The sequence below is a fragment of the Klebsiella huaxiensis genome (assembly GCF_003261575.2).
GTDB classification, from domain to species: domain Bacteria; phylum Pseudomonadota; class Gammaproteobacteria; order Enterobacterales; family Enterobacteriaceae; genus Klebsiella; species Klebsiella huaxiensis.
The window spans coordinates 6,028,174-6,042,231 of the sequence record NZ_CP036175.1; the positions used below are offsets into that span (position 1 = coordinate 6,028,174).

Genomic DNA, 14,058 nt, shown 5'->3' on the forward strand with positions numbered 1-14,058 from the left:
TTATTCCTCGTTTGCTGCCCGGAAGCCATTTTCCAGGTCGGCAATTAAATCTTCACCATCTTCAATACCGGTCGAAATACGCAGAAGCGTTTCTGAGATCCCTGCCGCCGCACGCGCCTCAGGCGCCATGCCCGCGTGGGTCATCGTCGCGGCGTGGGAAATCAGACTTTCAACGCCCCCCAGCGATTCCGCCAGCGTAAACAGCGACAATCCGCTCAGGAAACGACGCAGCGTTTGCTCATCGCCATCCAGCTCGAAACTTAACATCGCGCCAAAACCTTTTTGCTGACGCGCCGCAATCTCATGCCCCTGGTTTTCCGGCAGAGACGGATGGTACAGTTTTTTCACCAGCGGCTGGGTTTTCAGATAGTCGACAATCGCCAGCGCGTTACGCTGAGCCACTTCCATACGCGGAGAGAGCGTACGTAAACCGCGCAGCAGCAGATAGCTATCAAATGCCCCACCGGTGACGCCGATATTATTCGCCCACCATGCCAGTTCGGTGACAGTCGCCGGATCTTTGGCGATAACCACCCCGGCCACCACATCAGAATGGCCGTTTAAATATTTGGTGCATGAATGCAACACCAGATCGGCGCCCAGCGCCAGCGGATTCTGCAAAGCCGGGCTCAGGAAGGTGTTATCCACCACGCTCACCGCGCCAGCCTCACGGGCCAGACCGCAGATTTTCGCAATATCCACAACTCTCAGCAATGGATTACTTGGACTTTCGACCAGAACCAGCTTCGGTTTTTCAGCCAGCGCGGCGCTCAGCGCCTGCTCGTCATTCTGATCAACAAACAGCACGCGATAGCAGCCGCGCTTCGCCAGGCTATCAAACAGCCGATAGCTGCCGCCGTAGCAGTCGTGCGGCGCCACCAGCACATCGCCTGGTTTCAGGAATACCGTGGTGACCAGCAGAATCGCCGACATCCCGGTATTGGTGAGAACCGCCCCCGCACCGCCCTCTAGCTCTGCCAGCGCACGCTGCACCACATCACGGGTCGGGTTACCGCGACGAGAATAGTCGTGAGCGCGAGGTTCGTTAAATCCGGTGAAGTTATAGGTGCTGGAGAGGTGAATCGGCGGGACAACGCAACCGTACTGCTCGTCGTCATTTAAACCGCTACGCACTGCGATGGTGGCCTGTTTACGCGTCATGTTGGGGAGTTCCTGGCTGAATCGGTGAAAAGTCAGGCTTCAGAGTAAACATAGTTATAATAGACGTCAATACATCTGGACATCTAAACTTCTTTGCGTATAGATTGAGCAAACAGGAAATAGCCGTTAAAATTATATGCATTAGCGCACATCCGTAGCGGCTTGTCTGGTGTCAGACGCGCCCCTCTGCGGTAAACTACGCGCAATTATGGCCTGAACTCGCGTTCCTGGCCCTTAACTAATGAATAGAGGATTAAAGGTAACTCATGGCTGAATGGAGCGGCGAATATATCAGCCCATACGCTGAGCACGGTAAGAAGAGTGAACAAGTAAAGAAAATTACGGTTTCCATTCCTCTGAAGGTGTTAAAAATCCTCACCGATGAACGCACGCGTCGTCAGGTGAACAACCTGCGTCACGCCACCAACAGCGAACTGCTGTGTGAAGCGTTCCTGCATGCCTTTACCGGCCAACCGTTGCCTAACGATGAAGACCTGCGTAAAGAGCGCAGCGATGAAATCCCGGAAGCGGCGAAACAGATTATGCGTGAAATGGGTATCGACCCGGATACGTGGGAATACTAAATCACTGAGAGCGGCCAGGGAAACCAGCCGCTCTTTTTATATGTATAACAAGGACGTTATGCCATGAAGTATTGTGTTCTGGCCCTTAGCCTGGCGTTGACCTTCTCCGCACATGCCTGGGAACCGCAGACTGGCGATATCGTTTTTCAGATATCTCGCTCATCGCAAAGCAAAGCTATCCAGCTGGCGACTCATTCCGATTACAGCCACACCGGCATGGTCGTGATTCGCAATAAAAAATCCTACGTCTTTGAAGCCGTTGGGCCGGTGGTTTACACGCCGCTGCAAAAGTGGGTCGCGCAGGGCGAGGACGGTAAATACGTCGTCCGGCGCGTGCGCGGTGGGCTTACCGCTGCGCAGCAAAAACAGCTGGCGCAAACGGCAAAGCGCTACCTCGGTCAACCTTACGATCTCTTCTTCTCATGGAGCGACGAGCGCCAGTACTGCTCCGAGGTCGTGTGGAAGGTGTATCACCGCGCCCTGGCGCTACAAATGGGTAAACTGCAAAAGCTGAGTGAGTTCGATCTCAACTCCCCGGTCGTTCGCGCCAAACTTAAAGAGCGTTATGGTCAGAATATCCCGCTGAACGAAACCGTGATCTCGCCGCAGGCGCTATTTGACGCCCCGCTGCTGGAAACCGTAGAAAAAAACTGGCCGCTGTTCTCCTGGTAATGAATCAGGAAATCCTGGTTATTACATGGATATACTTACTGACAGGGGGAAATGTAGTGAAAGCGGTAAAAGAGAAGACAACCTGCCTGAATGGGTACTGCTATCCTCTGTAAAACAGAGACAAAAAAGCCGCCCTGAGGCGGCTTCTTCTTCAGCAAATTACTTGCTGGTACCCGGTACGCTGAAGCGCTTGTTGAAGCGGTCAACGCGGCCACCGGTGGCAACATCACGCTGTTTGCCGGTGTAGAACGGGTGGCATTTACCGCACACGTCGAGGTTCAGGTCGTGACCTACGGTAGAACGGATTTTCATGACGTTACCGCAAGAGCAGTTTGCAGTAACTTCTTCGTATTTCGGATGAATATCTTTTTTCATGGGAGAACCTCAGTTAAGGCCGCGTCGCTCTTCCAGCCCTAACGCCAGACACCACGCGATGTTAATAATTTCCCGGCACGATTTCGCAAAGCAAAATTCCCGGGTAATAGATTTTGATGCTATACAAAGCACATCAAAGGCGGCGAATCATACAGAATTTGACCAGCATATGCAAACTGATCCGCGAGCCCTTATCACAATGTGTATACTAACCCGCCAGATTTCAAGTCAGGAAGATTAAATGCCCGTCGCTCACGTTGCCCTGCCCGTTCCGCTGCCCCGCACCTTTGACTATTTGCTGCCTGCTGGTATGCCGGTCAAAGCAGGCTGTCGCGTGCGCGTTCCGTTCGGCAAGCAGGAGCGCATCGGCATCGTAACGGCGATCAGCGAGCACAGCGAATTACCGCTCAATGAGCTCAAACCGGTTGCTGAAGCCCTCGACGCCGAGCCCGTCTTCTCCTCTTCCGTCTGGCGATTACTGCTGTGGGCAGTGGATTACTATCATCATCCGATTGGCGATGTGTTATTCCACGCGCTACCGATCATGTTGCGCCAGGGGAAACCTGCCAGCGCGACGCCGATGTGGTACTGGTTTGCCACCGAACAAGGGCAAGCAATTGATATCAATAACCTTAAACGCTCGCCAAAACAACAGCAGGCGCTGGCGGCTCTGCGTCAGGGGAAAATCTGGCGTCATCAGGTTGCCGAGCTGGAATTTAACGACGCCGCGCTACAGGCGCTGAGGGGTAAAGGTCTTACGGAGCTGGCCAGCGAAGCGCCTGGTATCACCGACTGGCGAACAAGCTTCTCGGTACCCGGCGAACGCCTGCGCCTCAATACTGAACAAGCGACCGCCGTTGGCGCGATTCACAGCGCCTCAGACAGCTTTTCCGCCTGGCTGCTGGCCGGGATCACCGGCTCCGGGAAAACGGAAGTTTACCTGAGCGTCCTCGAAAACGTGCTGGCACAAGGCCGCCAGGCGCTGGTAATGGTGCCGGAAATCGGCCTGACACCGCAGACTATCGCCCGCTTCCGCCACCGTTTTAACGCTCCGATAGAAGTGTTGCATTCCGGGCTGAACGACAGTGAGCGCCTTTCCGCATGGCTAAAAGCCAAAAACGGCGAAGCGGCAATTGTTATCGGTACCCGCTCATCGCTGTTTACCCCCTTCAAAAATCTTGGGGTTATCGTTATCGACGAAGAGCATGACAGCTCTTACAAACAGCAGGAAGGCTGGCGCTACCACGCCCGCGATCTGGCGGTCTGGCGCGCACATAGCGAGCAGATCCCGATTATTCTCGGTTCGGCGACCCCGGCGCTGGAAACGCTTTATAACGTTCGTCAGGGCAAGTATCACCAGTTGAAGCTAACCAAACGCGCGGGCAATGCGCGCCCGGCCCAACAACATGTTCTGGATTTAAAAGGGCAGCAGCTCCAGGCCGGGCTTTCACCGGCACTGATCGGCCGCATGCGTCAGCATCTGCAGGCCGATAACCAGGTGATTCTATTTTTAAATCGCCGCGGCTTCGCGCCTGCGCTGCTGTGCCACGACTGCGGCTGGATTGCGGAATGCCCACGCTGCGACAGCTACTACACCCTGCATCAGGCCCAGCACCATCTGCGCTGTCACCACTGCGACAGCCAAAGGCCGATTCCACGCCAGTGCCCCTCCTGCGGCTCAACGCACCTGGTACCGGTGGGGCTTGGAACCGAGCAGCTTGAGCAAGCGCTGGCACCGATGTTTCCCGATGTGCCGATTTCCCGTATCGACAGGGATACCACCAGCCGTAAAGGCGCGCTCGAACAATACCTTGCCGACGTTAATCGCGGCGGCGCACGCATTCTTATCGGTACCCAAATGCTGGCGAAGGGCCATCATTTTCCGGATGTCACCCTGGTCTCTCTATTGGACGTTGACGGGGCGCTGTTTTCCGCTGATTTCCGCTCTGCGGAGCGTTTTGCTCAGCTCTATACGCAGGTTTCGGGACGCGCAGGCCGCGCTGGTAAGCAGGGTGAAGTGATCCTTCAAACTCATCACCCGGAGCACCCGCTGCTGCAAACACTACTCTATAAAGGATACGACGCGTTTGCCGAGCAGGCGCTGGCGGAGCGGCAGAGTATGCAACTGCCGCCGTGGACCAGCCACGTTCTGATTCGCGCGGAAGATCATAATAATCAGCAAGCACCGCTATTTTTACAGCAGCTGCGTAACCTGCTACAGGCCAGCCCGCTGGCTGACGATAAGCTCTGGGTGCTCGGCCCGGTCCCGGCGCTGGCACCGAAGCGCGGAGGCCGCTGGCGCTGGCAGATTCTGCTCCAGCATCCATCACGCATTCGTCTGCAGCACATCGTCAGCGGGACGTTGGCGTTGATTAATACCTTACCGGAAGCGCGCAAAGTGAAGTGGGTCCTGGATGTCGATCCTATTGAAGGTTAAAGCTTCTCTTGCGAGACTGATCGAAAAATTCAACCGCCGTCACGTTTTTCATGAAAATTCTGTAACTCTCTGGATGTACTATCTGTTAAAAATGTTGCTGATGTCAGAACGCAAGGGATGTGTCTGCGCCAGTCAGCGAGGAGAAAACAGGTGAAGCCCAAAAAACAGGTGGTTGCCGCCACGATGAAAGACGTTGCCGAGAAGGCAAACGTCTCTACGGCAACTGTATCCCGAGCGTTAATGAACCCCGATAAGGTTTCGCAGAGCACCCGTAACCGGGTAGAACAGGCGGCGCTTGAAGTCGGCTATTTACCACAATCGCTCGGGCGCAACATGAAGCGCAATGAGTCGCGCACTATCCTGGTGATTGTGCCGGATATTTGCGATCCCTTCTTTAGCGAGATTATTCGCGGCATCGAAGTCACCGCTGCGGAACAAGAGTATCTGGTGCTGATTGGCGATTGCGCTCATCAGAACCGTCAGGAAAAAACCTTTATCGATCTGATTATTACCAAGCAGATCGACGGTATGCTGCTGCTGGGTTCGCGCCTGCCCTTCGATGCGGGCGTAGAAGAACAGCGTAATCTGCCGCCGATGGTGATGGCTAATGAGTTCGCGCCTGAGCTGGAACTGCCGACGGTGCATATCGATAACCTCACCGCCGCGTTCAACGCCGTTAACTATCTGCAAGAACTGGGGCACCGCCGTATTGGCTGTATCGCTGGTCCGGAAGAGATGCCGCTCTGTCATTACCGTCTACAAGGCTACGTCCAGGCGCTGCGCCGCAGTGGAATGACCGTCGATCCACACTATATCGCTCGCGGTAATTTCACCTACGAAGCCGGAGCCAATGCGCTGGAACAGCTTCTGTCATTACCTGTACCGCCAACAGCTGTTTTCTGTCATAGCGACATTATGGCGCTGGGCGCACTCTCGCTGGCGAAACGTCGCGGGCTGAAAGTTCCTGAAGATCTGTCTATTATTGGCTTTGATAACATCTCTTTGTCTGAATTTTGCGATCCGCCATTGACGACCGTCGCGCAACCGCGTTTTGATATTGGCCGCGAAGCGATGCTGCTTTTGCTGGATCAGTTGCACGGGCACAACGTCAGCAGCGGCTCTCGATTACTCGACTGCGAGCTCATCGTTCGCGGCAGTACGCGCAAAATCCGAACATAACCATCAGGCTTTCGGGCCTGCTCTTCTGGTCAAAGGCCCGCCGCTTAAGTAACATGGCGGGCTGAAAAACGAATAAGACAGCGAAACGATAGTGGCACAACGAGATTATGTACGCCGCAGCCAACCGGCTTCTTCGCGGCGCAAAAAGAGCAATACCCGAAGCTCAAGGAACAAGCAAAGCGGCCTTTCAGCGGTTTCGCCCACTATGGTTGCGATCGCGGCGGCAGTGCTGGTGGCTTTTATCGGTGGACTGTACTTCATCACGCACCACAAAAAAGAAGAAGCTGAAGCGCTGCAAAACCGCCAGGCGGCAGGTAACGGTTTACCGCCGAAGCCGGAAGAACGCTGGCGCTATATTAAAGAGCTGGAAAGTCGCCAGCCTGGCGTTCGTGCGCCTACTGAACCGACAGCCGGTGGTGAAGTCATGAAGCCGGAACAGCTCACTAACGAACAGCGCCAGCTACTGGCGCAAATGCAGGCCGATATGCGTCAGCAGCCCACGCAGCTGACCGAAGTGCCGTGGAATGAACAAACCCCGGCGCAGCGCCAGCAAACCCTACAGCGCCAGCGTTTAGCTCAGCAGCAGGTGCAGCAACAGCAGTTAGCACAGACCCAACAGCAAACTCAGGTTCAGCAGCCGCGAACTCAACCACGAGTTGTGGAGCAACCCAAACAGGTACAGCAGCCGAAGCAAACCGCTTCAACCCAGCAGCCGTATCAGGATTTGCTACAAACGCCAGCGCATACCAATACCGCGCAGCCTAAAACGCAGGCCGCCGCACCGGTGACCCGCGTCGAGGAAGCACCGAAAACCGCCGCGACGGAGAAAAAAGACGATCGCAGCTGGATGATTCAGTGCGGGTCCTTTAAAGGCGCCGAGCAGGCGGAAACCGTTCGCGCACAGCTGGCATTTGAAGGTTTTTCCTCGCACATCACCACCAATAACGGCTGGAACCGGGTAGTGATCGGGCCACTGAAAGGCAAAGAAAACGCCAGTAACATGATTGAACGCCTGAAGATGGCCGGACACGCTAACTGCATTCGTCTCGCCGCCAGGGGTTGAAACCCTCAAAATCCCCCCCATTTATAATTGCATTCTGCCCCGCGTAAACGCGGGGCCTCTATTCCGCTTTTGCAACCAAGGGGTCTGCTCGTGACTACAATTGTAAGTGTTCGCCGTAACGGCCATGTCGTTATTGCCGGTGATGGCCAGGCTACACTGGGCAACACCGTAATGAAGGGCAACGTGAAGAAAGTTCGCCGTCTGTACAACGACAAAGTGATCGCAGGCTTTGCTGGCGGTACCGCTGACGCCTTCACCCTGTTCGAACTGTTTGAACGTAAGCTCGAAATGCATCAAGGCCACCTGGTGAAAGCCGCCGTTGAACTGGCGAAAGACTGGCGTACCGATCGCATGCTGCGCAAGCTGGAAGCACTTCTGGCCGTGGCTGACGAAAACTCATCGCTTATCATCACCGGTAATGGTGACGTGGTGCAGCCAGAAAATGACCTGATTGCTATCGGCTCCGGCGGTCCTTACGCCCAGGCCGCAGCCCGCGCCCTGCTGGAAAATACCGAACTGGGCGCACGCGATATCGCAGAGAAAGCGTTGAATATTGCAGGTGATATCTGCATATATACCAACCACTTCCATACCATCGAAGAATTGACCTCCAAAGCGTAAGGATCTCCCATGTCTGAAATGACCCCACGCGAAATTGTCAGCGAACTGGACAAACACATTATCGGCCAGGACGCAGCCAAGCGCTCCGTCGCTATCGCTCTGCGTAACCGCTGGCGTCGTATGCAGCTTAACGAAGAGCTGCGCCACGAAGTCACGCCGAAAAATATTCTGATGATCGGCCCAACCGGCGTCGGTAAAACCGAAATCGCCCGTCGTCTGGCAAAACTGGCCAACGCGCCGTTCATCAAGGTTGAAGCTACTAAATTCACCGAAGTGGGCTATGTTGGTAAAGAAGTGGATTCGATTATCCGCGATCTGACCGATGCAGCGATCAAAATGGTCCGCATGCAGTCCATCGATAAAAACCGCTACCGTGCAGAAGAGCTGGCAGAAGAGCGCATCCTTGATGTGCTGATCCCACCGGCAAAAAACAACTGGGGCCAGGCTGAACAGCCTCAGGAACCTTCTGCCGCGCGCCAGTCTTTCCGCAAAAAACTGCGCGAAGGGCAGCTCGACGACAAAGAGATTGAAATCGATCTCGCGGCTGCGCCGATGGGCGTTGAAATCATGTCCCCTCCGGGCATGGAAGAGATGACCAGCCAGCTGCAATCAATGTTCCAGAATCTGGGCGGCCAGAAGCAAAAACCGCGTAAGCTGAAAATCAAAGATGCGATGAAGCTGTTGATTGAAGAAGAAGCGGCGAAGCTGGTAAACCCGGAAGAGCTGAAGCAGGATGCTATCGATGCGGTTGAGCAGCACGGTATCGTGTTTATCGACGAAATCGACAAAATCTGTAAACGTGGCGGCAACTCTTCAGGCCCTGACGTTTCACGCGAAGGCGTACAACGCGACCTGTTGCCGCTAGTTGAAGGCTGCACCGTCTCCACCAAGCACGGGATGGTGAAAACTGACCACATTCTGTTTATCGCCTCCGGCGCGTTCCAGGTGGCCAGCCCGTCTGATCTGATCCCAGAGTTGCAGGGTCGTCTGCCGATTCGCGTTGAGCTGAAAGCACTGACCACCCATGACTTCGAGCGCATCCTGACTGAGCCGAATGCCTCTATCACCGTGCAGTATAAAGCGCTGATGGCGACTGAAGGCGTTAATATCGAGTTCACGGAAGATGGCATCAAACGCATTGCTCAGGCCGCCTGGCAGGTCAACGAAACCACTGAGAACATCGGTGCGCGTCGCCTTCATACCGTACTGGAGCGTCTGATCGAAGATATCTCCTACGACGCCAGCGAAATGAACGGTCAAAGCGTGACTATCGATGCAGAATATGTCGGTAAACATCTGGATGTTCTGGTGGCAGATGAAGATCTGAGTCGTTTTATCCTATAATCCGGTTCAATATATTTTCATCACTATAGATGGGGCTATAGATACCCAAAATAATTCGAGTTGCAGGCAGGCGGCAAAGGAATGAATCCCCAGGAGCGTACATAAGTACGTGACTGGGGTGAATGACAAATCTGCCGGGAGCAGATTTGAACGTCGCTTGCGACGGCCCGTGAGGGCGAGGCCCATGGATGGGCCGAGTCGTTCCGTAGCCAACGTACCTGCAGCTTGAAGTATGAAGGGTAGAGCCCCATTTTTATTGGCCGGAACCTATGACTGAACAAACGATAACCAAAACCCAGGCCTGGCTGGAAAGCCTGCGTCCTAAAACGTTACCTCTGGCCTTTGCCGCCATTATTGTCGGCTCCGCTCTTGCCTGGCATCAGGGCAGTTTCGATCCCTGGGTTGCCCTGCTGGCAATCATTACCGCCGGTCTACTGCAAATTCTCTCCAACCTCGCCAATGATTATGGCGATGCGGTCAAAGGCAGCGACAAACCCGATCGCATCGGCCCCCTGCGCGGTATGCAGAAAGGGGCAATTACTCAGGCGCAAATGAAACGCGCGTTAATTCTGACCGTGGTGCTGATTTGCCTCTCTGGCCTGGCGCTACTGTTCTCAGCCTGGCAAACCATGGCCGACTTTATCGGCTTTATGGTGCTTGGCGTGCTGGCAATCATCGCAGCCATTACCTACACCGTCGGTACACGCCCTTACGGATATATTGGTCTCGGCGATATTTCCGTACTGGTTTTTTTCGGCTGGCTTAGCGTTGTCGGAAGCTGGTACCTTCAGGCGCACAGCATTGAAGCGGTCATTTTCTTACCTGCCACTGCCTGCGGACTGCTGGCGGCTGCGGTGCTGAATATTAATAACCTGCGCGATATCGATAGCGACCGCGACAATGGCAAAAACACCCTCGCCGTACGCCTGGGGCCAGTTAACGCTCGTCGCTACCATGCCTGCCTGCTGATTGGCGCTCTACTGTGCCTGGCGCTGTTTAACCTTATCTCGCTGCATAATCCCTGGGGTTGGCTGTTCCTGCTGGCAGCGCCTCTGCTGGTCAAGCAAGCACGTTACGTTTCACGTGAGCGCGATCCCATCGCCATGCGCCCGATGCTGGAAAGAACGGTAAAAGGCGCGCTGCTGACCAACCTTTTGTTTGTCATCGGAATTATTCTCAGCAAGCTGGCAGGTTAACTGACAAATATCAATTAACAATTGATGATTTTGCCAACAACACGATTCACGAGATATACTGAAAATTCTCGCAGCAACTGAACGTTAAGCCTATGAAATACGATACTTCCGAGCTTTGTGACATCTACCAGGAGGATGTCAACGTCGTGGAACCTCTGTTCTCCAACTTTGGGGGGCGGTCGTCGTTTGGTGGACAAATCATCACGGTGAAATGTTTCGAGGATAACGGGTTGCTCTACGATATGCTTGAGCAGAACGGCCGTGGTCATATCCTGTTAATCGATGGCGGTGGTTCCGTTCGACGCGCATTAATCGACGCCGACCTGGCGCGTCTGGCCGTGCAAAACGAATGGGAAGGGCTGGTCGTCTATGGTGCCGTGCGCCAGGTTGACGACCTTGAAGAGCTGGATATCGGCATTCAGGCGTTGGCCGCCATTCCAGTAGGAGCCGCAGGCGAAGGCATCGGCGAAAGCGACGTTCGCGTTAACTTCGGCGGCGTCACCTTCTTCTCTGGTGATCATCTCTACGCCGATAATACCGGGATTATCCTATCCGAAGATCCACTGGATATTGAGTAGCTTCCTTCGCCCATAAAAAAAGCCTTCTCTCTGAGAAGGCTTTTTTGTTTGCGTCGGAAAACTTAGTACAGCTTTTTAGCGCAATCCAGCCAGTCGCTTTTGAACGGACGCTTCATGTTTTCGATAGCGTCGATAATGTCGTGGTGCACCAGCTTCTCGTTCTGAATACCGACGCAGCGGCCACCGAAGCCCTGCAGCAGCAGGTCAATGGCGTACGCGCCCATACGGGATGCCAGAATACGGTCATAAGGAACCGGGGAGCCGCCGCGCTGAATGTGGCCCAGTACGGTTGCGCGAGTTTCACGGCCGGTCTCTTTCTCAATGTACTCAGCCAGTTCGTGGATATCGCACATATGTTCAGTAATGGCCACGATAGCGTGTTTTTTCCCTTTGGCGATACCGGCTTTAATTTCTGTCACCAGATCATCACGGGTGTAGTCAACTTCAGGAACCATGACGAATTCACAGCCGCCGGAGATTGCTGCTGCCAGGGTCAGGTCACCGCAGTAACGGCCCATAACTTCAACAACGGAAATACGTTGGTGAGAGGAAGAAGTATCACGCAGGCGGTCAATCGCCTCAACAACGGTGCTCAGCGCAGTAAAGAAACCGATAGTGTAGTCAGTACCTTTAATATCGTTGTCGATAGTGCCCGGCAAACCGATGCATGGGAAGCCCATTTCAGTCAGGCGCACAGCCCCCATATAAGAACCGTCACCACCGATAACGACCAGCGCATCCAGGCCGCGTTTTTTCATATTCTCAAGAGCAACTGCGCGAATGTGTTCTTCGCGGAATTCCGGGAAGCGCGCCGAACCCAGGAAGGTGCCGCCACGGTTGATCATGTCGGAAACGCTATAGCGGTCGAGCTGAACCATACGATCTTCATACAGGCCGAGGTAACCGTCATAGATTCCAAAAACTTCCAGACCTTCCGTTAATGCCGCGCGCACAACGCCACGAATTGCTGCGTTCATGCCCGGCGCATCACCGCCACTTGTCAACACACCGATTTTCTTAATCATGACTACCTCTGAACTTAGGAAGCAAAAAATAATCCTGTTGCCTGAAGCGCCCCCTCACCAGGAGTGCCCATCGATAATTGCAATAGTATATCAAACGCTTCTGGCTGAATTGATTCAGGTCAGACCAAATGGCGGTAATTTATACAAATAATGCCGATCCGCCCCACATTTTTACATCGAGTTTACAGACTATAACCGAAAGCTCATAAAACACCCTGCTGTGCTAACGGCACCACAGAGCACGGATCCTGATGAATAATCACATCAGAACCCGGAAAACGGTGCAGAATCGCCTGCTCCACCTGGTCGGCAATCACATGAGCCTGAACCAGCGGGAGATTATCTTCCATTTCCAAATGTATCTGAATAAAGCGAGTCGGCCCTGACTGCCGCGTTCGTAGATCGTGTGCTCCGCTGACTCCTGGCCATGCGGTCACGATATTGATAATGTCCTGGCGTTCCTCATCAGGAAGAGCACGGTCTAATAACGACTGGACGGCGTCATAAGCCATGCGCAGAGCGCTATATAAAATATAGACGCCAATGCCCAATGCAAACAGCGCATCGGCACGGTGCCAGCCATACCAGGAGAGACCGAGCGCCACCAGAATTGCGCCGTTCATCATAACATCAGACTGATAATGAAGCATATCCGCCCGTACTGCCTGACTTTGGGTTTTTCTCACTACCCAGCGCTGGAACGTTACCAGTACCAGAGTACTTATCAACGCAATGAGCGTCACAATCATCCCGACCCCCGCGGCCTGCATCGGTTCAGGGCGCACCAGGTGCTGGATGCCGGTCAGAAACAGAAATAATGCCGAGCCGGAAATAAACATACTTTGTGCCAGCGCGGCCAGCGACTCCGCCTTACCATGGCCAAAGGTATGTTCTTCATCGGCAGGTTGTAGCGAATAACGCACGACTAACAGATTGGTTAACGAGGCGGCAATATCGACTAACGAATCAACCAACGCCGCCAGAATACTCACTGAGCCGGTATACCACCACGCAAAAATCTTGATCAAAAGTAACGCAGAGGCCATCACCGTCGCCGCAATCGCCGCGCGGCTGACTAACTGCCCATAGGATTGATTCATAAACGCTCCTTACTTCGCGATGCGCTTAGTATAACCCGATCTTTTGCCGGGACGGGGAGCAAGGGAGAGGCCATTTGGCCGAATAACAGGCAAAAAAAACCCCCACATCATGTGGGGGAAGACAGGGATGGTGTCTATGGCAAGGAAAACAGGGTTTGTTACTGGGGTTGCAGGGTATTGCTACTACTGGAAAGCATCATCGCTGAGCCTTTTTGCATCCTTGCAACCTCACGCAACTGATCCATTCGTTGCTGGTGCTTAGCGTTTAAAACCGCTTGCTGCTCTGGCGTTAACAGGTGGTACATCTGGTTGCGAACTTTTGCCATTTCAACCTGGCGGGCAACCTGTTCTTGCGCCATCTTATCTGCCTGAGCGCGTACAGCGTTTTCATCAAATTTTTCTGCGGTGACAAGGCTATGCATTGTCTCCATTTCGCTAACATTAACGGGTAACCTGTCGTGGCGTGCCCGGTGCATAAGATCACGTAACTGCTGTCGTTGGTGTTCGGTTAAACTTATGCCGTCAAACATATGGCTCTGGCCGCTGCGCTGGGCCCCGACATCTCCGGGTAGCCAGTTAACGCTGGTGACGACTTCAGCAGCCTGGCTATATGCACTTAGCACCAGCGTTGAGGCCATGACGGCAGCGATAACATTGCGCATCACATACTCCCAAAACGTTTGTGTCGCGATTCAACGAGAGACAGTTTACGATGCAGGCTGC

General features: G+C 54.0%; 14 protein-coding genes. 9 read left to right on the forward strand and 5 right to left on the reverse strand.

The window, feature by feature from the left end; translation table 11 throughout:
• The gene (gene metB / locus DA718_RS28815) at positions 1 to 1,161 is read right to left on the reverse strand and encodes a cystathionine gamma-synthase (RefSeq protein WP_112216345.1); all 1,161 of its coding nucleotides are present in this window, start codon (positions 1,159 to 1,161) and stop codon (positions 1 to 3) included.
• Positions 1,162 to 1,427: 266 nt separating this feature from the next.
• On the opposite strand from metB, the gene metJ reads away from it, so the two are divergent.
• A complete protein-coding gene (gene metJ, locus DA718_RS28820; protein WP_004869405.1) occupies positions 1,428 to 1,745 on the forward strand; it encodes a met regulon transcriptional regulator MetJ in 318 nt (105 codons plus the stop codon).
• Positions 1,746 to 1,808: 63 nt separating this feature from the next.
• Positions 1,809 to 2,417 carry a YiiX family permuted papain-like enzyme gene (locus DA718_RS28825; RefSeq protein WP_112216344.1) on the forward strand — a complete coding sequence of 203 codons (609 nt, stop codon included), beginning with the start codon at positions 1,809 to 1,811 and terminating at the stop codon, positions 2,415 to 2,417.
• A gap of 159 nt (positions 2,418 to 2,576) precedes the next feature.
• Here the strand turns inward: DA718_RS28825 and rpmE are convergent, their stop codons facing one another.
• Complete coding sequence (gene rpmE / locus DA718_RS28830; RefSeq protein WP_045853658.1) at positions 2,577 to 2,792, reverse strand: 50S ribosomal protein L31; 216 nt, start codon at positions 2,790 to 2,792, stop codon at positions 2,577 to 2,579.
• Positions 2,793 to 3,033: 241 nt separating this feature from the next.
• Between rpmE and priA the strand changes: the two genes are divergently transcribed.
• From priA to rraA, 7 genes are all read left to right on the forward strand, one after another.
• Positions 3,034 to 5,229 (forward strand): primosomal protein N', encoded by a 2,196-nt coding sequence (gene priA / locus DA718_RS28835; RefSeq protein WP_112216343.1) that lies wholly within the window; start codon positions 3,034 to 3,036, stop codon positions 5,227 to 5,229.
• 150 nt (positions 5,230 to 5,379) lie between these two features.
• Positions 5,380 to 6,408 carry a DNA-binding transcriptional regulator CytR gene (gene cytR, locus DA718_RS28840; RefSeq protein WP_110276153.1) on the forward strand — a complete coding sequence of 343 codons (1,029 nt, stop codon included), beginning with the start codon at positions 5,380 to 5,382 and terminating at the stop codon, positions 6,406 to 6,408.
• A gap of 91 nt (positions 6,409 to 6,499) precedes the next feature.
• Positions 6,500 to 7,471: a cell division protein FtsN gene (gene ftsN / locus DA718_RS28845; RefSeq protein ID WP_112216342.1), complete on the forward strand. Its 972-nt coding sequence runs from the start codon at positions 6,500 to 6,502 to the stop codon at positions 7,469 to 7,471.
• 90 nt (positions 7,472 to 7,561) lie between these two features.
• On the forward strand, positions 7,562 to 8,092 hold the full coding sequence (gene hslV / locus DA718_RS28850; protein ID WP_110276151.1) for an ATP-dependent protease subunit HslV: 531 nt from the start codon (positions 7,562 to 7,564) through the stop codon (positions 8,090 to 8,092).
• A gap of 9 nt (positions 8,093 to 8,101) precedes the next feature.
• Entirely contained in the window at positions 8,102 to 9,436 is a 1,335-nt protein-coding gene (gene hslU, locus DA718_RS28855) for an HslU--HslV peptidase ATPase subunit (RefSeq protein WP_110276150.1), read from the forward strand.
• A 269-nt stretch (positions 9,437 to 9,705) separates the two neighbouring features.
• Entirely contained in the window at positions 9,706 to 10,632 is a 927-nt protein-coding gene (gene menA / locus DA718_RS28860; protein WP_112216340.1) for a 1,4-dihydroxy-2-naphthoate polyprenyltransferase, read from the forward strand.
• Between the two features lie 92 nt (positions 10,633 to 10,724).
• Entirely contained in the window at positions 10,725 to 11,210 is a 486-nt protein-coding gene (gene rraA / locus DA718_RS28865) for a ribonuclease E activity regulator RraA (protein ID WP_112216339.1), read from the forward strand.
• A gap of 62 nt (positions 11,211 to 11,272) precedes the next feature.
• Here rraA and pfkA read toward each other — a convergent pair whose 3' ends face one another.
• From pfkA to cpxP, 3 genes are all read right to left on the reverse strand, one after another.
• A complete protein-coding gene (gene pfkA, locus DA718_RS28870; protein ID WP_112216338.1) occupies positions 11,273 to 12,235 on the reverse strand; it encodes a 6-phosphofructokinase in 963 nt (320 codons plus the stop codon).
• 203 nt (positions 12,236 to 12,438) lie between these two features.
• The gene (fieF, locus tag DA718_RS28875) at positions 12,439 to 13,335 is read right to left on the reverse strand and encodes a CDF family cation-efflux transporter FieF (RefSeq protein ID WP_112216337.1); all 897 of its coding nucleotides are present in this window, start codon (positions 13,333 to 13,335) and stop codon (positions 12,439 to 12,441) included.
• A gap of 158 nt (positions 13,336 to 13,493) precedes the next feature.
• Positions 13,494 to 13,997, reverse strand: coding sequence for a cell-envelope stress modulator CpxP (gene cpxP, locus DA718_RS28880; protein WP_112216336.1), 504 nt, complete (start codon positions 13,995 to 13,997; stop codon positions 13,494 to 13,496).
• Positions 13,998 to 14,058: the final 61 nt, after the last annotated feature.